This window comes from Rhodopseudomonas palustris BisB18 (assembly GCF_000013745.1).
In the GTDB taxonomy this organism is placed as follows: Bacteria; Pseudomonadota; Alphaproteobacteria; order Rhizobiales; family Xanthobacteraceae; genus Rhodopseudomonas_A; species Rhodopseudomonas_A palustris_F.
The window spans coordinates 4,556,245-4,581,834 of the sequence record NC_007925.1 but is presented as its reverse complement, the minus strand read 5'-3'; the positions used below and the strand labels follow the sequence as shown (position 1 = coordinate 4,581,834).

Genomic DNA, 25,590 nt, shown 5'->3' with positions numbered 1-25,590 from the left:
TCTCAACTGTTGCGTTTCTCGCGCGACTATTTTCCTGCTTGCAAAGCGCAGGCTCCCCTGAAACGATCCGCCGCCGACCCAATCATGGGCCGAGCTCCAACCAAGGAGGCGGCGATGGGACAGAACCTCAGAAGTCCCCGCGGTCCACGGTGCATCGCACTGGTGGGCCCTTTCCAAAGCGGAAAAACCACACTGCTCGAAGCCATCCTGGCCCGCACCGGTGCGATCCCCCGCGCCGGCAGCGTCGACGCCGGGACCTCGTTCGGCGACTCCAGTCCGGAGGCGCGGCATCACAAGATGGGCGTCGGCTTGACCGCCGCGACCACCAGCTTCATGGACGATACCTACACCTTCATCGATTGTCCGGGATCGGTCGAATTCGCGCATGACATGCGCGCCGCGCTGCCGGCGGTGGACGCCGCCGTGGTGGTCTGCGAAGCCGACGAGCGCAAGCTGCCGCAGCTGCAGATCATCCTGCGCGAGCTGGAAGATCTCGGGATTCCCCGGTTTCTGTTTCTCAACAAGATCGACAAGGCCAATACGGCGACGCGCGATGTGTTGAGCATCCTGCAGCCGGCCTCGCGGATTCCGCTGGTGTTGCGGCAGATTCCGATCTGGAATGGCGACCTGATCGGCGGTTATGTCGATCTCGCGCTGGAGCGCGCCTTCGTTTACCGCGAGCACAAGGCCTCCGAGGTGATCGCGCTGGAAGGCGGCGATCTCGACCGCGGCAAGGAGGCGCGGTTCTCGATGCTGGAGAAGCTCGCCGATCACGACGACGCGCTGATGGAGCAATTGCTCGAGGACGTCGCGCCGCCGCGTGACGCGGTGTTCGACGATCTCGCCCGCGAATTGCGCGAGGGCGTGATCTGTCCGGTGCTGCTCGGCTCGGCATTGCGCGAGAACGGCGTGCTGCGGCTGTTGAAGGCGCTGCGCCACGAGGCGCCCGACGTCGCCGAGACCGCGGCCCGGCTCGGCGCCAATGGCCCCGACGCGCTGGCCTATGTGTTCAAGACCAACCATCTGCAGCACGGCGGCAAGCTGTCGCTGGCCCGCGTGCTGACCGGCCAGCTCGAGGACGGCGCTTTGGTTCACGCCTCCAGCGGCGAGACCGGCAAAGTCTCCGGCATCCACGCCGTGACCGGCGGCCACGACACCAAGCGCGCGACGGCCGCGGCCGGCGACATGGTGGCGCTCGGCAAGCTCGACGCGGTCAAGACCGGCGACACGCTGTCGACCGGCAAGGCCACCCCGGCCGCGCTGGTGCAGGTGGTGCCGACCGCTCCGGTGCTGGCGATGGCGCTGTCGGCGGCCGACCGCAAGGACGACGTCAAGCTCGGCCAGGCCTTGCTGCGGCTGAACGAGGAGGATCCCTCGCTGACCGTGATCCACAACAGCCGCACCCACGACATCGTGCTGTGGGGGCAGGGCGAGATGCATCTGCGGGTGGCGCTGGAGCGGTTGCAGGACCGCTTTGGCGTGACCGTGAAATCGCATCCGCCGGCGATCGGCTATCAGGAGACGATCCGCAAGTCGATCACCCAGCGCGGCCGGCACAAGAAGCAGTCCGGCGGCCACGGCCAGTTCGGCGACGTGGTGCTGGAGGTCGGTCCGCTGCCGCGCTCGACCGGCTTCAGCTTCGCCGAGAAAGTGGTCGGCGGCGCGGTGCCGCGCAACTACATCCCGGCGGTCGAGGAGGGCGTGGTCGATGCGTTGCTGCATGGGCCGCTCGGCTTCCCGGTGGTTGACGTGCAGGTAACGCTGATCGACGGCTCGTTCCACACCGTGGATTCCTCCGATATGGCGTTCCGCACCGCCGGCCGGATCGGCGTCGTCGAAGCGTTGCCGCAGTGCCAGCCGGTGCTGTTGGAGCCGATCCACATCGTCGAGATCGTCTGCCCGACCGACGCCACCGCCAAGGTCAACGCCATCCTGTCGGGGCGGCGCGGCCAGATTCTCGGCTTCGACACCCGCGACGGCTGGCCCGGCTGGGATCTGGTCCGCGCGATGATGCCGGAGGCCGAGATCGGCGATCTGATCGTCGAGCTGCGTTCGGCGACCGCCGGCACCGGCAGCTTCACCCGCAGCTTCGACCACATGGCCGAAGTCACCGGGCGCGCCGCCGAGCAGATCATCGCCGCCAACCGTCCCGCGGCCGCCTGAGCCGCCCGCAACACGGGCCCGATCAAAAACAATCCGGCTTCGATGATGTATCAAACATCATCGAAGCCGTTTATGTTTGCGGCTTGTCTTCTGTCGCCTGCGTCGTCAAGTCGGATATTGCACGTGATTACTTCATTTCAGATGCGCGCCGCCCGCGCGCTGTTGGGGATCGACCAGCGCACGCTGGCCGAACTGGCCGGCGTCTCGGTGCCGACCATCCAACGCATGGAAGCCAGCGTCGGCAACGTTCGCGGCATCGTCGATTCGCTGACCCGGGTGGTCGAGGCGCTGAACCGCGCCGGGGTGGAATTGATCGGCGAGCACACCCGCAGCGACGACGGCGGGCGCGGCGTGCGGCTGAAACAGCCCGGGCCGCCGCCGCCGGTGGGGCCCTGACCGCGGTGGCCGTTCGCCAGGACAAGGATCGTCGATCATGACCCGGATCAAGGCCGCCTGCCTGATCGGCTGGCCCGCGGCGCATTCCCGCTCGCCGATGATTCATCATTACTGGCTGCGCACGCTCGGCATCGAGGGCGGCTACGCCATCGAATCGGTGCCGCCGGAAGGTTTTGGCGAGTTCGTGCTGCATCTGTCGACGCACGGCTATCTCGGCGCCAACGTCACCATCCCGCACAAGGAGCGCGCGCTACTCTTGACCGAGCCGGACGCCCGCGCCCGTGCGGTCGGCGCTGCCAATACGCTGTGGTATGATGGTGAGACGCTGCGTTCGACCAATACCGATATCGAAGGCTTCCTCAACAATCTCGACGCCTGCGCGCCGGGCTGGGACGGAATCGACGAGGCGCTGGTGCTCGGCGCCGGCGGTTCGTCGCGCGCCGTGGTGTTCGGGCTGATCGAGCGCGGCATCAAGCGCATCCATCTCGCCAACCGCACGCTGGACCGCGCCCAGGCGGTGGCCGATCAATTCAACGCCGACGTGGTGCCGACCGCCTGGCAGGATCTCGCCGCGGTGTTGCCGCGGGCGAAACTGCTGGTCAACACCACCTCGCTCGGCATGAAGGGCCAGCCGGCGCTCGAGGTCGACATCGGCTTGTTGCCGACGGACGCCGCGGTCGCCGATCTGGTCTATGTGCCGCTCGAGACGCCGCTGCTCGCCGCCGCCCGCGCCCGCGGCCTCGCCACCGCCGACGGCCTCGGCATGCTGCTGCACCAGGCGGTGCGCGGCTTCGAATTGTGGTTCGGCACCAGGCCTTCGGTAACGCCCGAACTGCGCGCGCTGATCGAGGCGGATCTGGCGCCGGCGTAGTTTTCTCCCCTCCCCCTTGCGGGGAGGGGTCGGGGGTGGGGGTCTCCGAGCACGGCGCTCGTCCAACTCTTCTCGGACTGATGAGTTCAAAGCCCGACGGCGTGCCATCGTGCATAGCGCCCACGCGGCACTATCCCGACGCGGCACCCCCACCCCCAACCCCTCCCCGCAAGGGGGAGGGGAACGCGCTGCCGCCGCGGTTGAGGTTGAGATAAAACCTCATGGCCGGACGTATGACCTGCTCGCGCAGCGCTGCGACGTATCTGCGCCGCCCCACAACGCGACGTCATCCTGAGGAGCCCGGCGAAGCCCGAAGGGCGAAGCCGGGCGTCTCGAAGGATGGGCCGCGGGCTTGGCGGTGCCGCCAGCCCTCGCGGCCGATCCTTCGAGGCACGCCGGCCGGCGCAAGAGCGCCGCCGGCGTGCACCTCAGGATGACGTCACCTTTCCGAATTCCACCACGCGCCGTCATCCTGAGGAGCCCGGCGAAGCCCGAAGGGCGAAGCCGGGCGTCTCGAAGGATGGGCCGCGGGCTTGGCGGTGCCGCCAGCCCTCGCAGCCGATCCTTCGAGGCACGCCGGCCGGCGCAAAAGCGCCGCCGGCGCGCACCTCAGGATGACGTCACCTTGCGGAGCTGTCCGACTACAACGCCAGCACGTGGTCGTCGATCTCGTCGATCGAATTGACGCCGCACAGCGCCATGGTGGTGGAGAGTTCGTTCTTGATGATGTCGATCGCTTTCGCCACGCCGGGGCCGCCGAACGCGCCGAGGCCGTAGATATAGGCGCGGCCGATCATGCAGGAGCGGGCGCCGAGCGCCAGTGCCCGCATCACGTCCTGCCCGGAGCGGATGCCGCCGTCGAACATCACCTCGATCTGGTCGCCGACCGCGTCGACCACGTCGGGCAACACTTCGATCGAGGACGGCGCGCCGTCGAGCTGGCGGCCGCCATGGTTCGACACCACCAGCGCCTCGGCGCCGGCCTTCACCGCAAGGGCGGCGTCCTCGACGTCGAGAATGCCCTTGATGATCAGCTTGCCCGGCCAGATCGAGCGGATCCAGTCGATGTCGCGCCAGCTCAGCGACGGATCGAACTGCGACGCCACCCAGGCCGACACCGAGCCCAAATCCTTGGAGCCCGGCAGGTGGCCGGCGATATTGCCGAAGTTGCGGCTCTTGCCGGCGAGGATGCCCTTCACCCAGCGCGGCTTGGTGGCGATGTCGATGATGTTCTTCAGCCGGAAGATTTCGGGGGGCACCGACATGCCGTTCTTGATGTCCTGATGGCGCTGGCCGATCACCTGCAGGTCGACGGTGAGCACCAGCGCGCTGCATTTGGCGGCGATCGCGCGCTCGATCAGCGCTTTGACGAAGCCGCGGTCGCGCATCACATAGAGCTGAAACCAGAACGGCTGCTCGACATTGGCGGCGACGTCCTCGATCGAGCAGATCGACATGGTGGACAGCGTGTAGGGGATGCCGGCGGTCTGCGCGGCGCGGCAGGCGTGGATCTCGCCGTCGCCATATTGCATGCCGGTCGAGCCGACCGGGGCTAGGATCAGCGGCAGCGCCGCGCGCTCGCCGATGATGTCGGTGGACAGGTCGCGCTCCGAAATATCCACCAGGATGCGCTGGCGGAACTTGATGTCCTGGAAATCGGCGCGGTTGGCGCGCAGGGTTTCTTCGGCGTAGGAGCCGCGATCGACGTAGTCGAAGAACATCTTCGGCACCCGGCGCTGGTGAATGTCGCGCAGGTCGTCGATGCAGGTGATCTGTTTCATGAGCCGCCCCGCCCTTTCAGGATTTTCCGGTGCCGTGCTCTAGAGCATTTTCCGGCGCAGTGGAATTCGGATTGAAGACCGCGCGGCGCGGTGCACGGAACGGGGCGCCCCTCGGTTGTTGGAACTCGGCGGGGGAGGCGGCGTTGGTTCCGTCATCAGACTGGAGATCCCCGATGCCCGATCACGCCACCGATAAAGCCAAGAAGGACCAGGACAAGGCGCTCGACGAGGCGCTGCAGGAGTCCTTTCCGGGCTCCGATCCGGTCAGCCTGACCCAGCCCGCGCCATCGAAGCCGGACGCCGATTCCAAGCGCAAGGATAAGAAGAAGGGTTGATCCCCAGCTTTCTGGCCCCCGTGCCGCCGCTGCGATGGCAAGGTCGGCCCTCTCGCAATGCAATAAAATCCGGCGCCAGCAGGGGGGTGGGGGCCGGCACGGTTCCCAATTGGTAATGATTCATCATATTTTTTGAGGTCATTTCAACCGGAAACGACCTATAAGGCGCTTTCGTGCCCGGCCGGAGCTGCCGGCCGGGCACCGATGACGCCGGGGGAATCGATGAGTCGCAGATATTTCGGGACGGACGGGATTCGTGGTCGCGCCAACGGCCTGATCACGCCGGAACTGGCGATGAAGGTCGGCCAGGCCGCCGGGCTGGTGTTTCAGCGCGGCGAATATCGCCATCGCGTCGTCATCGGCAAGGACACCCGGCTGTCCGGCTACATGATCGAAACCGCGCTGGTGGCCGGCTTCACCTCGGTCGGCATGGACGTGCTGCTGCTCGGCCCGATGCCGACCCCGGCGGTGGCGATGCTGACCAAGTCGATGCGCGCCGATCTCGGCGTGATGATTTCCGCTTCGCACAATCTATTCGAAGACAACGGCATCAAGCTGTTCGGTCCGCTCGGCTTCAAGCTCAGCGACGATGTCGAAAAGCAGATCGAGCAGCTGCTCGACGAATCGCTCGATAAGAAGCTCGCCGAAAGCGCCAGCCTCGGCCGCGCGCGCCGCATCGACGGCGTGCATGACCGCTACATCGAGTTCGCCAAGCGGACGTTGCCGCGCGACCTCTCGCTCGACGGGCTGCGCGTGGTGATCGATTGCGCGCATGGCGCCGCCTACAAGGTGGTGCCGGAGGCGCTGTGGGAGCTCGGTGCGGACGTGATCGCGATCGGCGTCGAACCCGACGGCTTCAACATCAACAAGGAATGCGGCTCCACCGCGCCGGAAGCGCTGTCGCGCAAGGTGCGGGAGATGCGCGCCGACATCGGCATCGCGCTGGACGGCGACGCCGACCGGGTGATCCTGGTCGACGAACGCGGCCACGTGGTCGACGGCGATCAGTTGCTGGCGGTGATCGCGCAGAGCTGGAAGGAAGACGGCCGGCTGTCGAAGCCCGGCATCGTCGCCACCGTGATGTCCAATCTCGGGCTGGAGCGCTTTCTGCAAAGCAACGGCATCGAGATGGTCCGCACCCCGGTCGGCGACCGCTACGTGCTGGAGCAGATGTTGAAGCAGGGCTACAACGTCGGCGGCGAGCCCTCCGGCCACATCATCCTGTCGGATTACGCCACCACCGGCGACGGCTTCGTGGCCGCCTTGCAGGTCTTGGCGGTGGTGCAGAAGCTCGGCCGCCCGGTGTCCGAGGTCTGCCATCTGTTCGAGCCGCTGCCGCAGGTGCTGAAAAACGTGCGTTACCGCGCCGGCAAGCCGCTCGAGGACGACGAGGTGAAGTCGGCGATCCACGCCGCCGAGAAGCGGCTGAACGGCCACGGCCGGCTGCTGGTGCGCTCGTCGGGCACCGAGCCGGTGATCCGGGTGATGGGCGAGGGCGACGACCGCGAGATGGTCGAGGAGGTCGTCGATACGATCTGCTCCGCGCTCGGCGAGGCGGCCGCAGCCGCCGCCTGACATTAGCCGCGCTCGCTGCGCCGCAACCCTGCCATGGCCGGGCGATGCTAGCGCTTCGCCGTTGCATATTCTATTTGGTCGAAGGCTGCGCCCCTTTAGGGGCGGCATGCCGATTTCATTCCACCTGCAAAACCGTCTGGAAACGCCGTGAACAAGCCCGTGGTCGTCAACGCGGAAGATCAGCCCGCTCCCGTCGTGATTGCCGACATGCCGCCCACCGCGGCGGTGAAGGCCATGGGGCCGACCTATCTGGTGCTCGGCGGCATCAGCTTCTCGCACTTCCTCAACGACACCATGCAGTCGCTGATTCCGTCGGTCTATCCGATCCTGAAGGCGAACTACGCGCTTGATTTCGGCCAGATCGGATTGATCACGCTGACCTTCCAGATCACCGCCTCGCTGCTGCAGCCGGTGATCGGCCACATCACCGACAAGAAAGCCCAGCCCTATTCGCTGGCGATCGGCATGGGCTCGACCCTGATCGGGCTGGCGCTGCTCAGCATCGCGCATCACTACTTCGTTATTCTGCTGGCGGCGGCGCTGGTCGGGCTCGGCTCGGCGGTGTTCCACCCGGAATCGGCGCGGATCGCCCGGCTGTCCTCCGGCGGGCGCTACGGCTTCGCGCAATCGGTGTTCCAGGTCGGCGGCAATTTCGGCCAGTCGATGGGGCCGCTGCTGGCGGCGCTGATCGTGGTGCCGTTCGGGCAGGGCAGTCTCGGTTGGTTCTGCCTGATCGCGGCTCTGGCGATCGTGGTGCTGTGGCGGATCGGGAGCTGGTACAAGCCGCGGATCGTGCCGCGCAGCCGCACCGCGCCGCAACGGCATCCGGGGGCGCCGAGTTCGCGCCGCGTCGCGGTGGCGATCGGCCTCTTGATCCTGCTGGTGTTCTCGAAGTTCATCTACATGTCGAGCCTGACCAGCTACTACACCTTCTACCTGATGCAAAAATTCGGCGTCAGCACGCAGACCTCGCAGGTCTATCTGTTCATGTTCCTCGGCGCGACTGCGGTCGGCACCTTCTTCGGCGGCCCGATCGGCGACCGCATCGGCCGGCGCTACGTGATCTGGTTCTCGATCCTCGGCGTGCTGCCGTTCACGCTGTTGTTGCCCTATGCCGACCTGATGTGGACCGCGGTGCTCAGCATCGTGATCGGGTTCATCCTGTCCTCGGCGATGCCGGCGATCCTGGTCTATGCCCAGGAATTGATGCCGCATCGCTTCGGCATGATCTCCGGGCTGTTCTTCGGCTTCTCGTTCGGCGCCGGCGGCATCGGCGCCGCGATGCTGGGCCAGGTCGCCGACCACAAGGGCATCGAGTTCGTCTATCAGATCTGCGCCTTCCTGCCGGCGATCGGGCTGCTCGCGATGTTCCTGCCGAAGATGCCGCGCCACGGCCACTAACTGATCGTTAACCAGCGGCCATCGCCATCAACGTCTTGTTAGTGAATAAGGCGCCCGGAACTCGACCGGGCGCCGGAGCACACGTCTGCCGTGAAATAGTCACCAGGCATCAACCCTAATTATTAGGGTTAAGCGGCGCTTAAGAAATTACTGCCATCCTGGCTTTGTCAGTTTCGGGTGTGAGGCCTCCGTAATCGCCTCTTTTTGACAAAAAGGACGAAGCCAATGCGTAGCGTGAAATCACTATTGGCCGCCGGAGCGGCCTCACTGTTACCGATCACCGGGGCGTTTGCCGCCGACATGCCGATCGCCCCGCCGCCGGCGATGTACGCGCCGCCGCCGCCCGAGGATTTCGGCGGCTGGTACCTGCGCGGCGATATCGGGATGACCAATCAGGATTTGAAATTCAAGGACACCGGTACCGCTTCCTACGAAGACCGCGGATTCGAATCCAGCAGCTCGGCGTTGTTCGGGCTGGGCGTCGGCTACCAGTTCAACAATTGGTTCCGCGCCGATGTGACCGGCCAGTATCGCGGCAAGGCCACGCTTCACGGTGCCACCAACATCTATACCAGCCCGAGCCAGATCTTGGCGGACAACTATTCCGGCAACAAATCAGAAATCCTGGTCTTGGCCAATGCCTACGTCGATCTCGGCACCTGGTGGTGCGTGACGCCGTTCGTCGGTGCCGGTGTCGGCATGGCCAATGTCAAGATCAGCGGCTTTCGTGACGATGGCGTCGGCTATCTTCCCGGCTCGGTTCCGGTCTTGAGCACCACCTACTACGACGACGTCTCGAAGTGGAATTTCGCCTGGGCGGCGCATGCTGGCCTGGCCTACAAAGTCACTCCCAACGTCACGCTCGAACTGGCCTACAGCTACGTCGACATGGGGTCGGTCAATATGGCCGGTTGGACCAACTACGCCCATGCGAGCGGGCAGTCCGCTTATCAGCTGAAGAACATCACCTCGAACGACGTGAAGCTCGGCGTGCGATGGAATTTCGACAGCGCGCCGATCTATGCGCCGCCGTTGATGCGCAAAGGCTGAGCCAAGACGACTACTTGTTAGGACGGATGAACGGCGCGGGGTGCATCCCGCGCCGTTTTGTTATGTCCGCGGCGGTGTAAGGCAACGAATGATTAAGGTTAACGAGCGATGATCGGCCGTGATCCAGTGGTCGAGGAGCGTTGCAATGCGTCGGGTTGTGGTGGGAGCAATGTTGCTGACAGTGGCGCAGGAGGCTTACGCCGCCGACATGCCGTTTCTGCGGGGGTCGGTGCTGGACGGGCCATCGCGCGTCGTCAATTGGGAAGGTTTCTACATCGGCGGCCAAGCCAGCTACGGCACCTCTGATATGAATTTCACCGATGCCACGCGCGGTCTGGCAGAGCAGGCGATGACCAACACCCTGGTCAACAGCGCGATGCAGGTCTCGGACTGGCCGACCCTGGGCAAGCAGTCCGCGCACGGCCAGGGCTATGGTGGATTTGTCGGCTACAATTGGCAATGGACCGACGTAGTTCTCGGTCTCGAGGCCAATTACATTCACGGCAAATTCGATGGGTCGGACAGCAATGTGGCCAATCCGATGACCCGATGCATGGGGCTTTCTGATTCATTGTATCATTGCGCCGGCTATCGTTCCGCGGCCTCGATCGTGATCAACGATCTCGGCTCGGCGCGCGCGCGGGCGGGCTGGTCGGTCGGCAGTTTCCTGCCCTATATGTTCGGTGGTGTTTCGCTGGGGCAGGCCGATATCGTTCGTTCGGCGAGCATCCGGGACACCCTCTATACGGCGTCGCCGGCACTCGGCGGAACCTATGTGGGCTACAATCAGTTCGACCGCGCCAAGGTGCAGAACGGTCATTTCATCTACGGCTATGGCGGCGGCCTCGGCGTCGATATGATGGTGTTCGGCGGCCTGTTCGTGCGGGCGGAGTGGGAATATCTGAAGTTCGCCGCCCCGGTCGATACCAGCGTCTCGACCGTGCGCGCCGGCGTCGGCTACAAGTTCTAAGCGCCGCTTGACCGTCGATCCCGCAATGCACGCTGCATCCCCGATCACCATCCGCCCGGCGCGGCGCGACGACGTCGCCGCGATCGTCGCGATGCTGGCCGACGATCATCTCGGCCGCGGCCGCGAAGTCGTCGCCGATCCGTTGCCGGAGTCCTACTACGCGGCGTTCGACGCGCTGCAAGGCGCGCCGCACATTCAGATGGTGGTGGCGACGGATGGTTCGGACGCGGTGGTCGGCTGCCTGCAACTTGCCGTGCTGCCTGGCCTCAGCTCGCAGGGCGCCTCGCGCGGCATCATCGAAGACGTCCGCGTCGCCGGCGATCACCGCAGCCAGGGCATCGGCGAGCAGATGGTGCGATGGGCGATCAGCGAGGCACAAGTGCAGGGCTGCAAGCTGGTCGAGCTGTTCACCCACCAGAGCCGGGTCGATGCGCAGCGGTTCTACGCCCGCTTGGGGTTTCAGCCGAGCCATGTCGGCATGACGCTGCGGTTCTGATTCGTCCGAGCGCACACCGAAGCGTAAATTTTCCGTTCCGTATCAGATTGACCAGACGACGGGGGAACCGGCGTGGAACATGGCGTCATCGTAGTTTGCCGTGTTGCAGTGAGGCAATCGCCGACAGTGCTCCTGTTTGCCTCCAACTCCGAGGTTCACGGTCATGCTGCTCACCAGGTCGGCGGATTCAATCGGATCCGAAAAGACGTCCGACGGCTTTCCGTGCACCGATTGCTCCGCATGTAATGCGGCGTTGTCGTATCGCTGCATCAACTGCGAGCGCGCCGATCGAGCGCGTCATGCCGCCACCGACCCGATGTCGTCGCAACAGCTCCGAGGCTGGATCAGCAGCGGATTGTATCCGCCGAAGTAGCGGCTGCGGGCATGCTGGCCGGTCTCGCGGCCGGCGCGGACCTGGGTTCGCCCTCGCACCGGCGGGGCAGGCCGCGCCCTGATCGCCCAAAGTCTAGCCGCGCGAGGCGGCGGTCTTGCGCAATCATCCTTGACTTTCGAGGCGATTGGACTATCCCCGGCGGCGGGAAACCTCTCCCCACCGAGAGGCTGCTATCTGGAAGGATAGATTATGACTGTTGCGAAGCCCGCATTGCGGCCCACTACCCCCAATTTCTCTTCCGGCCCCTGTGCCAAACGGCCCGGCTGGACCCCCGAAAATCTCAAGGACGCGCCGCTCGGCCGCTCGCATCGCGCGAAGGTCGGCAAGGCCAAGCTGAAGCTTGCGATCGACCTCACCCGTGAGGTGCTCGAAGTGCCGGCCGATTACAAGATCGGCATCGTTCCGGCGTCCGACACTGGCGCCGTCGAAATGGCGCTGTGGTCGCTCTTGGGCCCGCGTCCGGTCACCACCATCGCCTGGGAATCGTTCGGCGACGGCTGGGTCACCGACATCGTCAAGCAGCTCAAGCTGAAGGACGTCACCAAGCTCAGCGCCGGCTATGGCGAAATCCCGGATCTCGCCAAGGCCGATCCGAAATCCGATATCGTCTTCACCTGGAACGGCACCACCTCCGGCGTGCGCGTGCCCAACGCCGACTGGATCGCGGCCGACCGTGAAGGCCTGACCATCTGCGACGCCACCTCGGCCGCCTTCGCGCAGCCGCTCGACTGGGCCAAGCTCGACGTCGTCACCTTCTCCTGGCAGAAGGCGCTCGGCGGCGAGGCCGCGCACGGCATGCTGATCCTCAGTCCGCGCGCCGTCGCTCGTCTCGAGAGCTACACGCCCTCCTGGCCGATGCCGAAAATCTTCCGCATGACCAAGGGCGGCAAGCTGATCGAGGGGATCTTCCAAGGCGAGACCATCAACACCCCGTCGATGCTGTGCGTCGAAGACTATCTCGACGCGCTGACCTGGGCGAAGTCGGTCGGCGGCCTCAAGGGCCTGATCGCCCGCGCCGACGCCAACACCAAGGTTCTGGCGGACTGGAAGGCCAAGACCCCGTGGGTGGATTTCCTCGCCACTGACGCTTCGATCCGCTCCAACACCTCGGTCTGCATGAAGGTGGTGGACCCGGCGATCACAGCACTTCCGGCCGACGCCCAGGCGGCGTTCGCCAAGGCGCTGGTCGGCGCGGTCGAGAAGGAAGCTGCCGGCTTCGATCTCGGCGCCTATCGCGATGCGCCTCCCGGCCTGCGGATCTGGTGCGGCGCCACGGTGGAAGCCGCCGACGTCGCCAAGCTGACCGAGTGGCTGGACTGGGCGTTCGCAACCACCAAGGCGGCGCTGCCCAAGGCGGCCTGATCCGGTCCTTACCCTCCCCTCGAGGGGGAGGGTCGACGCGGCCGGCGACGCGAAGCGTCGCAAGGCGCGGCGGGGTGGGGTGAACAGTCTCCCCACCACCGATGTGTTTTTTGGAATCTCATCTCACCCCGGCGCTGCGCGCCGACCCTCCCCCTCAAGAGGGGAGGGTGAAGGAGCCCATCCCCATGACCGCACCCAAAGTTTTGATTTCAGACGCCCTGTCCCCCGCTGCCGTGCAGATCTTCAAGGATCGCGGCATCGACGTCGACTTCCAGCCGGCGCTCGGCAAGGACAAAGAGAAGCTCGCCGAGATCATCGGCAATTATGATGGCCTGGCGATCCGCTCGGCCACCAAGGCCACCGCGAAGATCCTCGAGAAGGCCACCCGCCTCAAGGTGATCGGCCGCGCCGGCATCGGCGTTGATAACGTCGAGATCCCCGCCGCCACCGCCCGCGGCATCATCGTGATGAACACGCCGTTCGGCAATTCGATCACCACCGCCGAGCACGCGATTACGTTGATGTTGTCGCTGGCCCGCGAAATCCCGGCGGCCGATGCTTCGACCCAGGCCGGCAAGTGGGAGAAGAACCGCTTCATGGGCGTCGAGATCACCGCCAAGACGCTCGGCGTGATCGGCTGCGGCAACATCGGCTCGATCGTCGCCGACCGCGCGCTCGGCCTGAAGATGAAGGTGATCGCGTTCGACCCGTTCCTGTCGCCGGAGCGCGCCAAGGACCTCGGCGTCGAGAAGGTCGAGCTCGAAGACCTGTTCAAGCGCGCCGACTTCATCACGCTGCACACCCCGCTCACCGACAAGACCCGCAACATCATCGACGCCGCTGCAATCGCCAAAATGAAGAAGGGCGTGCGGATCATCAACTGCGCCCGCGGCGGTCTGGTCGACGAGCAGGCGCTGGTCGATGCGTTGAACTCCAAGCAGGTTGCCGGCGCCGCCTTCGACGTGTTCGTCGAGGAGCCGGCCACCAAGAACGTGCTGTTCGGCCACGCCAACGTGATCTGCACCCCGCATCTCGGCGCTTCCACCACCGAAGCCCAGGAGAACGTCGCGCTGCAGGTCGCCGAGCAAATGTCGGACTACCTGTTGACCGGCGCGATCTCCAACGCGGTCAACTTCCCCTCGATCACCGCGGAAGAAGCCCCGAAGCTGAAGCCGTTCATCGAGCTCGCCGAAAAGCTCGGCTCGTTCGCCGGCCAATTGACCGAAAGCGGCATCTCCAAGGTGACCATCACCTATGAGGGCGCGGTCGCCGAAATGAAGATCAAGGCTTTGACCTCGGCGGCGCTCTCCGGCCTGCTGCGGCCGATGCTCGGCGACGTCAACGTGGTGTCGGCGCCGGTCGTCGCCAAGGAGCGCGGCATGGTGGTCGACGAGGTGGTTCGCGCCGCCGAGAGCGACTACGAGAGCCTGATCACCGTCACCGTCACCACCGCCGACATGAAGCGTTCGGTGTCCGGCACGGTGTTCGCCGACGGCCATCCGCGCCTGGTCGACATCAAGGGCATCCGGGTCGACGCCGAATTCGGCAAGTCGATGATCTACGTCACCAACGAGGACAAGCCGGGCTTCATCGGCAAGTTCGCGAGCCTCTTGGGCGACGCCAAGATCAACATCGCCACCTTCAATCTCGGCCGTCACGAACTGGGCGGCGACGCCATCGCGCTGGTCGAAGTCGACGGCGCGGTGCCGGCCGAGGTGATCGCCAAGGTGCAGGCGCTGCCGCAGGTCAAGCAGGCCAAAGCGCTGGTGTTCTAAAGCCTTCGATGGTTTGCGGCTCCGCGAATTGCTCGGAGCTTGCACGCTCAAAACCCCTCCCTCGCGGGAGGGGTTTTTTTGTCTGCCTCTCGCGATCCGGAGGACCGGCGCTACTCGCTGCAGCCAACCGCCATGCGCCATGCAGGTCGCGCGGCGGCCCGGGCTGAGGTGACCCCGGCACCTCGGAAACGTACGTAGTCCCGATTAAACACGTTGGGAACGTTGTGCCGATAGCTTGCCTCCAATCGTGTGCGCTCTGCGCGCGTTCGGAGATCGCAACGTGAAGCTGAACAATCTGACCATCACGCCCAAGCTCGGCATTCTCGTCGGCGTCACCTTGCTCGGCCTTTGCGCCGCCGGATTGCTGGCCGGCAAGCTGATGCAACGCGAAATGCTCAACGCCCGGGTCGACCAGATCAAGGCGATCGTCGAAACCGCGCGCAACATCGCCGTCGGCCTGCAGAAGGAGGTCGACGCCGGCAAGATCACCAAGGAAGCCGCGATCGCCGAATTCGGGCGGATCGGCAACATGATGCGCTTCGACAACGGCTCAGGCTATTTGTTCGGCTCCACCATGCAAGGCGTGACGATCCTGTCGCCCAATCCGGAGCAGATCGGCAAGAACCGTATCGAGTCGAGCACCAATGGCCGGTATCTGACCCGCGAATGGATCGCCGGCGTCCCCGCCACCGGCGAACACTTGTTGACCTATGAATTCATGAAGCCTGGCGAGAAGCAGCCGATCCGCAAGATCGGCTACGCCACCGCCATCCCCGGCTGGAACATGTATGTCGGCACCGGCGGCTATCTGGATGATCTCGACGCCAAGCTGATGCCGATCATGTGGGCGCTCGGCTTGGCTATCCTGGCGATCGGCGCGGCCGCCGGGGCGATCGCCTGGATGATCGGCCGTAGCATCACCCGACCGCTCGGCCGGCTCGGCGCACGGATGCGCTCGCTGGCCGATGGCCACCTGGACGAGACGATTCCCGGCGCCGAGCGCGGCGACGAGGTCGGCGCGATGGCCAAGACGGTGCAGGTGTTCAAGGACAATGCGATCCGGATTCGCGGGCTGGAGCAGCTCGAGGTCGAGACGCAGCAGCGCGTGGCCGGCGAGCGCCGCGCCGCGATGGAAAGCATCGCCGATGATTTCGAGCGCAGCGTCTCGGGCATCGTGCGGTCGGTGTCCTCGGCGGCGTCGGGCATGCAGACCACCGCGCAATCGATGACCGCGACCGCCAGCGACGCATCGTCGCGCGCCGCCTCGGTCGGAGCCGCCTCGCAGACCGCGTCGAACACCGTCGGCATGGTGGCGGCGGCGGCGGAGCAGCTGTCCGGTTCGGTGGCGGAGATTTCCCGGCAGGTGACGCAATCGCGCGAGATCGCCGGCCGCGCCGTCGGTGACGCAGAACACACCAACGAGACGGTGAAACTGCTGTCGATCGGCGCCGAGAAGATCGGCGAAGTGGTGCAGCTCATCCACTCGATCGCCTCGCAGACCAATCTGTTGGCGCTGAATGCCACCATCGAAGCGGCGCGCGCCGGCGAATCCGGCCGCGGCTTCGCGGTGGTGGCCTCCGAGGTCAAGGCGTTGGCGAGCCAGACCGCCAAGGCGACCGAGGAGATCTCCGCGCAGGTCGCCGCGATGCAGGCCTCGACCGCGACCGCGGTGGAGTCGATCGCCGGCATCACCGCGACCATCGGCCAGATGAGCGACATCACCATGGCGATTTCCGGGGCCGTAGAGCAGCAGGGCTCGGCGACCCGCGAGATCGCCCGCAACATCCAGGCGGTCGCCGCCGGCTCCAACGAGATTTCCGATCACATCGGCGGCGTCGCCGCCGCCGCGGAAGCCTCCGGCACGGCGGCCTCCGAAGTGTTGTCGAACGCCCGCGAACTCGACAGCCAGTCCGGCTCGCTGCGCGCCGCGGTCGACGAATTCCTCGGCAAGGTCCGCGCGGCGTAAGCGCGGGGCCGAGCCCGAGAAGTCGGCGACCCGAGCTCGGTCGCTGATGACAGCAGCCCAGCGCGATGGCACCAGCCTTCGCGCGCGGCGAATTGCGGCCATATGAGTAACAGTTCCGGAAGGTTATGCCGTTACTGTGATGCCGCCCGCCCCGCTGCAGTCGCCGGAGACATCGCCGTGAAATTCAACAATCTTACGATCACCCCGAAACTTGGCATCCTTGTGGGGGTGACGTTGCTCGGCCTATGCGCCGCCGGCGTGCTCGCCGGATCGATGATGCAGCGGGAGATGCTGAACGCGCGGATCGAGCAGACCAAGACGGTGGTCGAGGTGGCGCGCACCATGGCGATCGGTCTGCAGAAGCAGGTCGATGCCGGTCAGCTCACCAAGGACGCGGCGATTGCCGAATTCGCCAAGCGCGCCAACACGATGACGTTCGACAACGGCGCCGGCTATTTCTTCGCCTACACCATGGACGGGATCACCATCGCGCATTCCGATCCCAAGGCACTCGGCACCTTTCGCCTCGACACCCAGACCAACGGCCGCGCGATCTCGCGCGAACTGCGTGACGGCGTGGCCGCCAAGGGCGAGTTCTTGCTGAGCTACGAATTCATGAAGCCTGGCGAGAAGCAGCCGACCCGCAAGCTCGGCTACGCCGTGGCCATTCCCGGCTGGAATATGTTCGTCGGCACCGGGGCCTATCTGGACGACCTCGACGCCAAGTTGCAGCCGATCATGTGGGCGCTCGGTCTGGCGTTCCTGGCCATCGCGGTGTTCGCAGGTTTGATCGCGCTGCTGATCGGCCGCAGCATCACCGGGCCGCTCGGCCAGCTCGGCGCGCGGATGCGCTCATTGGCCGACGGCCGGCTGGACGACGACATTCCCGGCATCGCCCGCGGCGACGAGGTCGGCAAGATGGCCGCCACCGTGCAGGTGTTCAAGGACAACGCGATCCGGATCCGCGGCCTGGAGCAGGTCGAGGCCGAGGCGCAACAGCGCGTCGCGGCGGCGCGCCGCGCCGAGATGGAGAGCCTCGCCGACGATTTCGAGCGCAGCGTTTCGGGCATCGTCCGCTCGGTGTCGGCGGCGGCGCAGGGCATGCAGTCGACCGCGCAGTCGATGACCGCGACCGCGACCGACGCCTCGTCGCGCGCCGCCACGGTCGGCGCCGCGTCTGAAAATGCTTCCACCAATGTCGGCACCGTGGCCTCGGCCGCCGAAGAACTGTCTGCCTCGGTCACCGAGATCGCCCGCCAGGTCAGCCAGTCGCGCGAGATCGCCAGCCGCGCGGTCGGCGACGCCGAGCAGACCAACGAGACCGTGAAGCTGCTGTCGATCGGCGCCGAGAAGATCGGCGAAGTGGTGCAGCTGATCCACTCGATCGCATCGCAGACCAATCTGCTGGCGCTGAACGCCACCATCGAAGCCGCCCGCGCCGGCGAGTCCGGCCGCGGCTTTGCCGTGGTGGCCTCCGAAGTCAAAGCGCTGGCGAGCCAGACCGCCAAAGCCACCGAGGAAATCTCGACGCAGGTTTCGGCGATGCAGGCCTCGACCTCCGACGCGGTGAAATCGATCGGCGGCATCACCGGCACCATTGCGCAGATGAGCGAGATCACGCTGGCGATTTCCGGCGCCGTGGAAGAGCAGGGCGCCGCGACCCGCGAGATCGCCCGCAACATCCAGTCGGTCGCGGCGGGCTCCAGCGAGATCTCCAATCACATCGGCGGCGTCGCAGCGGCTGCGGAAGCCACCGGCAGCGCGGCCTCGGAAGTGCTGTCGAATGCCCGCGAACTCGACAGCCAGTCCGGCCTGCTGCGCGTCGCGGTCGACGAGTTCCTCGGCAAGGTTCGCGCGGCGTAAGGCGTTCCTGCCCCGGACGCAGTGCGACGCGCCGCGCATGCGGCGTGGTGCGCGGCAGATCCGGGGCCGTGACGCGACGTGGCGCTTGGAACGGTCCCGGTTCTGCAGAGCAGCGCGAACCGCGCTGCTCCTTGTCCGGGACACGGTTTGTTATTCCGCTTACTTCGCCTTCAGGAAATCGCCGACTTCGAGCAGCACGAACTCGTTGTCGTCGGCCTTGTTGGGATCGCGGCTGGAGGAGAACGGCAGGTTGTTGTCGTTGCCGACGATGATGTGCGTGTCGTCGACCTGATCGACGTTCTCGATGGTGAAGAACGGGAAGGTCAGCACGCCGTCGTTCAGCGGCTTCTTCGCCTTGTGGTTGGGGTCGCGAATCTTCATCAGGTCGATGTAACCGATCTTGCGCACCGGCTTGCCGACATTGGCGTCGCTGAGTTCAATCTTCACCACGCGCTTGAACCGGGCGAGGTCGGGGAAGCAATCGGCGCCGCGGTTTGCTTCGGCGCAGGCCTTGTCCTTGGTGCCTTCGCCGTTGTCGCGCTCGATGATCAGGCCGTGGCTGGCGTCGATCATGTTGAAATCGCCGATTGCGTTGCCGTTCTGCTCGAACACGTATTGCCAATAGCGGCCGGTGAATTTTTCCGCGGCGACGTCGAATTCGACAATCCGCGAGGCCTCATGGCCGTCGACCTTCTCCCAGTCCTTGCTCTCGGCGTTCCACAGCGGGCCTTCCAGCAGGCCATAGAGGAATTTGCCGTCCTTCGAGGACGCAAAGCCTTCAAAACCCTTGGAGCGGCGCAGATTGACGCCGGTGTAGCTGGCGCCCGGCGCGCCCGGCGACTGCACCGACCAATGGTCGGGCGATTTCACCGGCTTGCCGTCGGCGAAGGTTTCGAACACCGCCAGCACCTTGCCGGCCTTGTCGGTCTTCAGGATGTAGGGGCCGAATTCGTCGCCGATCCAGAAAGTGTCGCCGATGATCTGAAAGCCCTCGGTGTCGAAATCCGCACCCGTCAGATAGCGCTTGGCGGTGTCCTCGTGGACGATGCGGAACGGCACCTTCTTGTCGGGGTCGTGCAGGAACACGGTTTCCTGGCGCTCGATCTTGCCGCCCGCCCAGTCGATCTTGTGCCGGTTGAGATACAGCATCGAGTCGGCGGAATTGTAGCGCGAGCCCATGCCGTTGTCGGTCAGCACCCAGAACGAGCCGTCCGGCATCACCTTGATGCCGGAATGGCCCTGCAGCGGCTGGCCCTTGAACGGCAGCGACACCCCGGTCGGCCGCTCATAGGACTTGCCCATCACGCTGCCCAGCGCCTCGACGCGCTTGCCGGTGGTGTATTTGCCGGAGGTCTTCAGATCGTCGGGCGCGTCCTTCGGCGCATCGATGAAGCTCTGCGCCGGCAGCACGGCATGGCCCGCCAGCGTCGCCGGGAACTCGCCTTCGGTTTGTGCTACGGCCGTGGTGACGCCGAGCGCCAGCGCGGCGACCGAACAGAGCAGGGTGATGCGCATCGAAAAACCTCCTGTGATTGACAGCGGACGTTGTGCCGGGCCGCGATCACAGCCGGCTGACGGTTCGATGAAACGGCGATGACGCGCGGATGTCGGGGCTTTTGACAGCGAAGGCCGGCCAGACTAAACGATTAGAACAATTCTAGATTGGATCCGTGATGAAGGCCTTTGCCGAGCTGACCGAGCGCGAAATCCTCGCCGTGGCGATCGCCGGCGAGGAAGAAGACAGCCGCATCTATCTGGCTTTCGCCGAAGACCTCGCCGAGCGCTATCCCGACTCCGCCAAGGTGTTCACCGAAATGGCCGAGCAGGAAAAGGGCCATCGCCACCTGTTGCTCAAGCTCTATGAGCAGCGGTTCGGCCCCAACCTGCCGCCGATCCGCCGCCAGGACGTCAAGGGATTCATCCGCCGCCGGCCGATCTGGCTGACCCGCAACCTGTCGCTCGACACCATCCGCAAGGAAGCGGAGACCATGGAGTTCGAGGCCGAGCGGTTCTACGCCAAGGCCGCCGAGCAGACCACCGACACCGGCGTCCGCCGCTTGCTGTCGGATCTCGCCGAAATCGAGAAGGGCCACGAGCAACTCGCCGTCAAGTTGTCGGAAACCATCCTCACCGCCGGGGTGCGCGGCGAGGAGGACAGAACCCGCCGCCGGATGTTCGTGCTGCAATACGTCCAGCCGGGCCTCGCCGGGCTGATGGACGGCTCGGTGTCGACGCTGGCGCCGCTGTTCGCCGCGGCGTTCGCCACGCACCAGAACTGGCAGACCTTCCTGGTCGGGCTCGCCGCCTCGATCGGCGCCGGCATTTCCATGGGCTTCGCCGAAGCCTTGTCCGACGACGGCTCGATGACCGGCCGCGGTTCGCCGTGGCTGCGCGGCGGCATTTGCGGGTTGATGACCACGGTCGGCGGGCTCGGCCACACCCTGCCGTATCTCGTTCCCGATAGCTGGGCCAACGCGTTCTGGATCGCCACCGCGATCGCCGGCGTCGTGGTGTTCATCGAATTGTGGGCGATCGCCTATATCCGCGCCAAATACATGGACACTCCGTTCCTGCAGGCGGTGTTCCAGATCGTGCTCGGCGGCGTCATCGTGCTCGCCGTCGGCATCCTGATCGGCGGGGCTTAGCAAGCCATCGCGGCGCGGCTTTCCTCGGGCTCCTACCAGCCGACAAATTAACTAAAATCAACACCCCGATGGCTACGCTTTATTCGCCGTAGTCCGCGCGACGATGTCGCATTTCAACGCTGAATGAGGCCGGCGCTCGTCGCGTTCGCATGCTGCCCTGCGCTCCGTGCCGCGGAGACCGAGGCGTTGCTGTGCGACGCGGCCGGCGTGAGCCCGTTGCTTCGATCGGGGAGCCTCCATGAGCTTACGTATCCGCACGCTGCTGCCGTTGATCGTCTGCGCGCTGGCGCTGATGGCAGTGGCCTTCGCCGGGCTCGATGCCCGCGACGCGCTGCTGCGCCGGCAGCGTTCCGAGGCCTTCGTCGAGGTCAATCAGATTTCGCGTCTGCTGCTGCGCAGCGCCGCGCAATGGGCGACCGAACGCGGCACCACCAATGCCGCGCTGAAGGCCCCGGAGCCGGCTTCCGCGGCGCGGCTCGCCGCGATCGGCCAGCTACGTAGCGGCGCCGATGCAGCCTTCCGCGAGGCGCTGGCGCAGCTCCGCGCGGTGCCGCAGATGCAAACCGCGGGTTCGGCGATCGCCGCCGCCGAGCAGGCGTTCGATTCGCTGCAGACGATGCGCCGCCGGATTGACGACGCCATCGCCAAGCCGGCGGCGGCGCGCTCGCCCGAGCTGATGCAGGGCGCCTTCGCCACCCTCACCGGCGCGATCGACGGCGCCGCCACGCGGTTGCGCCAGACCCTTGAAACCATCGCCAGTCCGCCCTCGGTGGCGCTGTCGCAGCTCGTCACGCTGCGCCATCTCGCCGCGCAGATGGCCGAAAACGCCGGACGCGAACGCGGCTATCTCGGCGGCATCATCAACGCCCGCGCCAAGCTCGGCAGCGAGGCGCTGCGCAACCTGTCGCTGTTCCGCGGCCATATCGATCTGGCCTGGAACATGGTGTCGACGCAAAAGCAGCGCGGCGATCTGCCGGCCGGCATCGGCGAAGCGATCGCCGCGGTGGAGCAGGACTATTACCGCGTCTACGACGCCACCCGCGACGCGATCTTCGCCGCCGGCGAACGTGGCGATTACGCGATCAGCGGCGACGATTACTTCAAGCGCGCCACCGTCGCGGTCGACGCCGTGCTGCGGCTCGGTGAGGCGATCGGCGCCGCCGCCGATGCCGAGGCGGTCAACGACGCGGCGCGCAGCGACTCCGCGCTGATGCGCAACGGCGCGCTGCTGGTCGCGGCGCTGGCGCTGGTGTTGGTCAGCCTGTGGCTGACCTTCATCCGTATCTTGCGGCCGTTGTCGGCGCTGGCGGTGGCGCTGCGCCGGCTCGCCGCCGGCGAACTGACCATCGTGCTGCCCGGGCTCGAGCGCCGCGACGAAATCGGCGAGATGGCGCACGCGGTGCAAGCCTGCAAGGTCAACGCCGAGACCAAGGCGCGCGACGAAGCGCACGCCAAGATCGCGCAGAGCGAAAGCGCCGCGGCGCAGCGCCGGCAGGACATGACGCGGCTCGCCGACGGTTTCGAACAGGCGATCGGGGAGATCGTCGAGACCGTGTCGTCGGCGTCGACCGAACTCGAGGCCTCGGCCGCGACGTTGACCGCGACCGCGGAGCGCTCGCAGGCGCTGACGGTGCGGGTGGCGCAGGCTTCGGAGGAAGCCTCCACCAATGTGCAGTCGGTCGCCTCGGCGTCCGAACAGATGACCGCCTCGGTCAACGAGATCAGCCGCCAGGTGCAGGATTCGGCGCGGATCGCCGGCGAGGCGGTGGATCAGGCCCGCGACACCAATGACCGGATCGGCGAATTGGCCAAGGCGGCGGCGCGGATCGGCGATGTCGTCGAGTTGATCAATGCCATCGCCGGGCAGACCAATCTCTTGGCGCTGAATGCCACCATCGAGGCGGCGAGGGCCGGCGAGGCCGGACGGGGATTCGCCGTGGTGGCGTCCGAAGTGAAGGCGTTGGCGGAGCAGACCGCCAAGGCCACCGGCGAAATCGGCCAGCAGGTCGCCGGCATTCAGTCCGCGACTCAGCAATCGGTCGGCGCCATCAAGCAGATCGGCGACACCATCGGCAGGATGTCGGAAATCGCTTCGACGATTGCCGCGGCGGTCGAGCAGCAGGGGGCCGCGACCCAGGAGATTTCCCGCAACATCCAGCACGCCGCTCAAGGAACGCAGGCGGTGTCCTCGAACATTGTCGACGTCGAACACGGCGCCGGCGAAACCGGCGCCGCGGCGGTCGAGGTGCTGTCGGCGGCGCATTCGCTGGCCGGCGACAGCAACCGGCTGAAGCTCGAGGTCGGCAAGTTTCTGCACACCGTGCGGGCGGCGTAGCATGGAATTGCGGAACACCCCCTCCGGTCGCGCCCCCTGCATCGTTGGGGCTCGGCGCCGCGGCCGCGCCGAACGGCGCCCGCCGCTGCGTGGTGTGTCAGCGCTCGATCCGCGGGCGCATGGTGTTAACCTGAATTTAAGTTTCGGCGGTGCCGGAAATTACTTCCGACTAAATCCCGTCGCGGCATCTTTCGTGACGGCTTCAGGCAGGTTTTACTACAAGCCGAATTGGTCGTTATGCAACGCAATCGCACGTTGCACTGCGGTGCGGGAGCCGTATGGTGCTCTGGCACTACCGATCTGGATAATCCGATCGATGGTCGCGAGCGTCGACCGTTGGATGAACATCGTTCCTCCGGCAGGCTGCGGTTCGCGGCCGAAAACTCCATTCAAGGATGAGTCCAATGAGCTTCTGGCAACGCAATTCCGACGCCGATAGTGCTGCGGCGCAACTCGAGGCGATCGGGCGATCGCAGGGCGTCATCGAGTTCGGCATGGACGGCAGCATCCTCACGGCCAACCGGAATTTTCTCGACGTGCTGGGCTACACGCTGGCGGAAATTCAGGGCAAGAATCACAGCCTGTTCGTCGATCCGGCCGAGCGCGGCAGCGCCGCGTATCGCGGGTTCTGGGCGGCGTTGCAGCGCGGCGAATTCCAGGCGGCGGAGTACAAGCGGATCGGCAAGGCCGGCAGGGAAGTCTGGATTCAGGCCTCCTACAATCCGATCCTCGGCCGCGACGGCAAGCCGTTTCGAATCGTCAAATTCGCCACCGACATCACCGCGCGGAAACTCCGCAGCATGGAAGACGCCGGCAAGATCGCCGCGATCCAGCGCGCGCAAGCCGTGGTCGAATTCAAGCTCGACGGCACCATCATCACCGCCAACGACAATTTCTTGAAGGCGATGGGCTACACGCTCGACGAAATCGCCGGCAAAAATCACAGCATCTTCGTCGAGTCTGCGACCCGCGACGGCGCGGCGTATCGCGAGTTTTGGGCGGCGCTGAACCGCGGCGAATATCAGGCCGCCGAATACAAGCGGATCGGCAAGGCCGGCCGCGAGGTCTGGATTCTTGCGACCTACAATCCGATCATCGACGAGACCGGCAAGCCGATCAAAGTCGTCAAATTCGCCACCGACGTCACCGCGCAAAGGCTCGGCACCGCCAATCTCGCCGGTCAAGTCGAAGCGATCGGCAAGTCGCAAGCGGTGATCGAATTCGGCATGGACGGCACTATCCTCACGGCCAACGACAATTTTCTGAACGCGATGGGCTACACGCTGTCCGAGATCAAGGGCCGCCACCACAGCATCTTCGTGGAGCCGGCCGAGCGCGACAGCCCGGCCTACGGCGCGTTCTGGGCCGGGCTCAACCGCGGCGAATTCCAAGCCGCCGAATACAAGCGGATCGGCAAGCACGGCCGCGAGGTCTGGATCCAGGCGTCCTACAATCCGATCCTCGATCTCAACGGCAAGCCGTTCAAGGTCGTCAAATACGCCACCGACACCACCGCGCAGGTGATCGCCCGGCTGAAAAGCGACCGGGTCCGCGCCATGATGGAGTCGGTCGCCGCGGGGGCCGAGGAATTGAACGCCTCGGTGCGCGAGATTTCCGAGGCGATGACCAAATCGCGCAACACCGCGATGTCGGCCGTCAGCAAGGTGGAATCGGCGGACGAACAGGCGCAGCGCCTCAGCGTCGCCGCGCAGGCGATGGGCGGCATCGTCGACCTGATCGGCAACATCACCGGTCAGATCAATCTGTTGGCGCTCAACGCCACGATCGAATCCGCGCGCGCCGGCGAAGCCGGCCGCGGCTTCGCGGTGGTGGCGTCCGAGGTGAAGAGCCTCGCCAACCAGGCCAAGCAAGCCACCGACAGGATCGGTAGCGAGATCGCCGGCCTGAACGGCATTTCCGGCGATGTGATCAGCGCCCTGCTTGCGATCAAGACGGAAATCCAGAACGTCAGCGAATACGTCACCGCCACCGCGGCGGCGGTCGAGGAGCAGAGCACGGTGACCAGCGAGATGTCGTCCAGCATGCAGCGCGCCGCCGCCGAAGCCGCCAGCATCGGGCGCTAACATCTTCTTGGTAGTGTTACCTGCCGCCGGCTTAACGCCGGGGAAACCCGCCACCGGCTATTGCGGACGAGACCTGTCGCGTTCGGCTCTGCCGCTGCGTCGTCGCGACACGGCGGCCGCCGTTCGCC

18 protein-coding genes are annotated in these 25,590 nt (G+C 65.7%); 16 read left to right on the top strand and 2 right to left on the bottom strand.

Going from position 1 to position 25,590, the window contains the following annotated elements:
* The first annotated feature begins 114 nt into the window (after positions 1-114).
* The 3 genes from RPC_RS20575 to RPC_RS20565 all read left to right on the top strand — a co-directional run bounded on the left by RPC_RS20575 (position 115) and on the right by RPC_RS20565 (position 3,430).
* On the top strand, positions 115-2,163 hold the full coding sequence (locus tag RPC_RS20575; RefSeq protein WP_011474526.1) for an elongation factor G: 2,049 nt from the start codon (positions 115-117) through the stop codon (positions 2,161-2,163).
* A 123-nt stretch (positions 2,164-2,286) separates the two neighbouring features.
* On the top strand, positions 2,287-2,559 hold the full coding sequence (locus RPC_RS20570; protein ID WP_041802147.1) for a helix-turn-helix domain-containing protein: 273 nt from the start codon (positions 2,287-2,289) through the stop codon (positions 2,557-2,559).
* Positions 2,560-2,596: 37 nt separating this feature from the next.
* Positions 2,597-3,430, top strand: a complete 834-nt coding sequence (locus RPC_RS20565; protein ID WP_011474524.1) for a shikimate dehydrogenase — start codon at positions 2,597-2,599, stop codon at positions 3,428-3,430.
* Between the two features lie 641 nt (positions 3,431-4,071).
* On the opposite strand, the gene RPC_RS20560 is transcribed toward RPC_RS20565, so the two are convergent.
* Complete coding sequence (locus tag RPC_RS20560; protein WP_011474522.1) at positions 4,072-5,211, bottom strand: alpha-hydroxy acid oxidase; 1,140 nt, start codon at positions 5,209-5,211, stop codon at positions 4,072-4,074.
* A 173-nt stretch (positions 5,212-5,384) separates the two neighbouring features.
* On the opposite strand from RPC_RS20560, the gene RPC_RS26565 reads away from it, so the two are divergent.
* From RPC_RS26565 to RPC_RS20510, 10 genes are all read left to right on the top strand, one after another.
* Entirely contained in the window at positions 5,385-5,546 is a 162-nt protein-coding gene (locus tag RPC_RS26565) for a hypothetical protein (RefSeq protein ID WP_011474521.1), read from the top strand.
* Between the two features lie 222 nt (positions 5,547-5,768).
* Entirely contained in the window at positions 5,769-7,121 is a 1,353-nt protein-coding gene (glmM, locus tag RPC_RS20555; RefSeq protein WP_011474520.1) for a phosphoglucosamine mutase, read from the top strand.
* 147 nt (positions 7,122-7,268) lie between these two features.
* Positions 7,269-8,522, top strand: coding sequence for an MFS transporter (locus RPC_RS20550; protein ID WP_041802145.1), 1,254 nt, complete (start codon positions 7,269-7,271; stop codon positions 8,520-8,522).
* Between the two features lie 225 nt (positions 8,523-8,747).
* Positions 8,748-9,572 carry an outer membrane protein gene (locus RPC_RS20545; protein ID WP_011474518.1) on the top strand — a complete coding sequence of 275 codons (825 nt, stop codon included), beginning with the start codon at positions 8,748-8,750 and terminating at the stop codon, positions 9,570-9,572.
* 145 nt (positions 9,573-9,717) lie between these two features.
* A complete protein-coding gene (locus tag RPC_RS20540; RefSeq protein ID WP_011474517.1) occupies positions 9,718-10,542 on the top strand; it encodes an outer membrane protein in 825 nt (274 codons plus the stop codon).
* A 25-nt stretch (positions 10,543-10,567) separates the two neighbouring features.
* Entirely contained in the window at positions 10,568-11,038 is a 471-nt protein-coding gene (locus RPC_RS20535) for a GNAT family N-acetyltransferase (protein ID WP_011474516.1), read from the top strand.
* 583 nt (positions 11,039-11,621) lie between these two features.
* Positions 11,622-12,794 carry a phosphoserine transaminase gene (locus RPC_RS20525; protein WP_011474514.1) on the top strand — a complete coding sequence of 391 codons (1,173 nt, stop codon included), beginning with the start codon at positions 11,622-11,624 and terminating at the stop codon, positions 12,792-12,794.
* A gap of 185 nt (positions 12,795-12,979) precedes the next feature.
* Entirely contained in the window at positions 12,980-14,569 is a 1,590-nt protein-coding gene (serA, locus tag RPC_RS20520) for a phosphoglycerate dehydrogenase (protein WP_011474513.1), read from the top strand.
* 280 nt (positions 14,570-14,849) lie between these two features.
* Entirely contained in the window at positions 14,850-16,535 is a 1,686-nt protein-coding gene (locus RPC_RS20515) for a methyl-accepting chemotaxis protein (RefSeq protein WP_011474512.1), read from the top strand.
* Positions 16,536-16,712: 177 nt separating this feature from the next.
* Positions 16,713-18,398 (top strand): methyl-accepting chemotaxis protein, encoded by a 1,686-nt coding sequence (locus RPC_RS20510; RefSeq protein ID WP_041802142.1) that lies wholly within the window; start codon positions 16,713-16,715, stop codon positions 18,396-18,398.
* Positions 18,399-18,557: 159 nt separating this feature from the next.
* Here the strand turns inward: RPC_RS20510 and RPC_RS20505 are convergent, their stop codons facing one another.
* The gene (locus RPC_RS20505; protein WP_011474510.1) at positions 18,558-19,913 is read right to left on the bottom strand and encodes an esterase-like activity of phytase family protein; all 1,356 of its coding nucleotides are present in this window, start codon (positions 19,911-19,913) and stop codon (positions 18,558-18,560) included.
* A 158-nt stretch (positions 19,914-20,071) separates the two neighbouring features.
* On the opposite strand from RPC_RS20505, the gene mbfA reads away from it, so the two are divergent.
* The 3 genes from mbfA to RPC_RS20490 all read left to right on the top strand — a co-directional run bounded on the left by mbfA (position 20,072) and on the right by RPC_RS20490 (position 25,462).
* Complete coding sequence (mbfA, locus tag RPC_RS20500; protein WP_011474509.1) at positions 20,072-21,043, top strand: iron exporter MbfA; 972 nt, start codon at positions 20,072-20,074, stop codon at positions 21,041-21,043.
* 238 nt (positions 21,044-21,281) lie between these two features.
* Positions 21,282-23,378, top strand: coding sequence for a methyl-accepting chemotaxis protein (locus RPC_RS20495; RefSeq protein ID WP_011474508.1), 2,097 nt, complete (start codon positions 21,282-21,284; stop codon positions 23,376-23,378).
* A gap of 404 nt (positions 23,379-23,782) precedes the next feature.
* Positions 23,783-25,462 (top strand): methyl-accepting chemotaxis protein, encoded by a 1,680-nt coding sequence (locus tag RPC_RS20490; protein WP_011474507.1) that lies wholly within the window; start codon positions 23,783-23,785, stop codon positions 25,460-25,462.
* Positions 25,463-25,590 lie beyond the last annotated feature (128 nt).

Excerpts from the sequence above, each read along its gene's own strand:
- RPC_RS20525 (WP_011474514.1), top strand. The coding sequence starts at position 11,622 with ATGACTGTTGCGAAGCCCGCATTGCGGCCCACTACCCCCAATTTCTCT.
- glmM (WP_011474520.1), top strand. The coding sequence starts at position 5,769 with ATGAGTCGCAGATATTTCGGGACGGACGGGATTCGTGGTCGCGCCAAC.
- RPC_RS20545 (WP_011474518.1), top strand. The coding sequence starts at position 8,748 with ATGCGTAGCGTGAAATCACTATTGGCCGCCGGAGCGGCCTCACTGTTA.
- serA (WP_011474513.1), top strand. The coding sequence starts at position 12,980 with ATGACCGCACCCAAAGTTTTGATTTCAGACGCCCTGTCCCCCGCTGCC.
- RPC_RS20495 (WP_011474508.1), top strand. The coding sequence starts at position 21,282 with ATGAGCTTACGTATCCGCACGCTGCTGCCGTTGATCGTCTGCGCGCTG.
- RPC_RS20490 (WP_011474507.1), top strand. The coding sequence starts at position 23,783 with ATGAGCTTCTGGCAACGCAATTCCGACGCCGATAGTGCTGCGGCGCAA.
- RPC_RS20565 (WP_011474524.1), top strand. The coding sequence starts at position 2,597 with ATGACCCGGATCAAGGCCGCCTGCCTGATCGGCTGGCCCGCGGCGCAT.
- RPC_RS20560 (WP_011474522.1), bottom strand. The coding sequence starts at position 5,211 with ATGAAACAGATCACCTGCATCGACGACCTGCGCGACATTCACCAGCGC.
- RPC_RS26565 (WP_011474521.1), top strand. The coding sequence starts at position 5,385 with ATGCCCGATCACGCCACCGATAAAGCCAAGAAGGACCAGGACAAGGCG.
- mbfA (WP_011474509.1), top strand. The coding sequence starts at position 20,072 with ATGAAGGCCTTTGCCGAGCTGACCGAGCGCGAAATCCTCGCCGTGGCG.
- RPC_RS20535 (WP_011474516.1), top strand. The coding sequence starts at position 10,568 with ATGCACGCTGCATCCCCGATCACCATCCGCCCGGCGCGGCGCGACGAC.
- RPC_RS20505 (WP_011474510.1), bottom strand. The coding sequence starts at position 19,913 with ATGCGCATCACCCTGCTCTGTTCGGTCGCCGCGCTGGCGCTCGGCGTC.
- RPC_RS20540 (WP_011474517.1), top strand. The coding sequence starts at position 9,718 with ATGCGTCGGGTTGTGGTGGGAGCAATGTTGCTGACAGTGGCGCAGGAG.
- RPC_RS20575 (WP_011474526.1), top strand. The coding sequence starts at position 115 with ATGGGACAGAACCTCAGAAGTCCCCGCGGTCCACGGTGCATCGCACTG.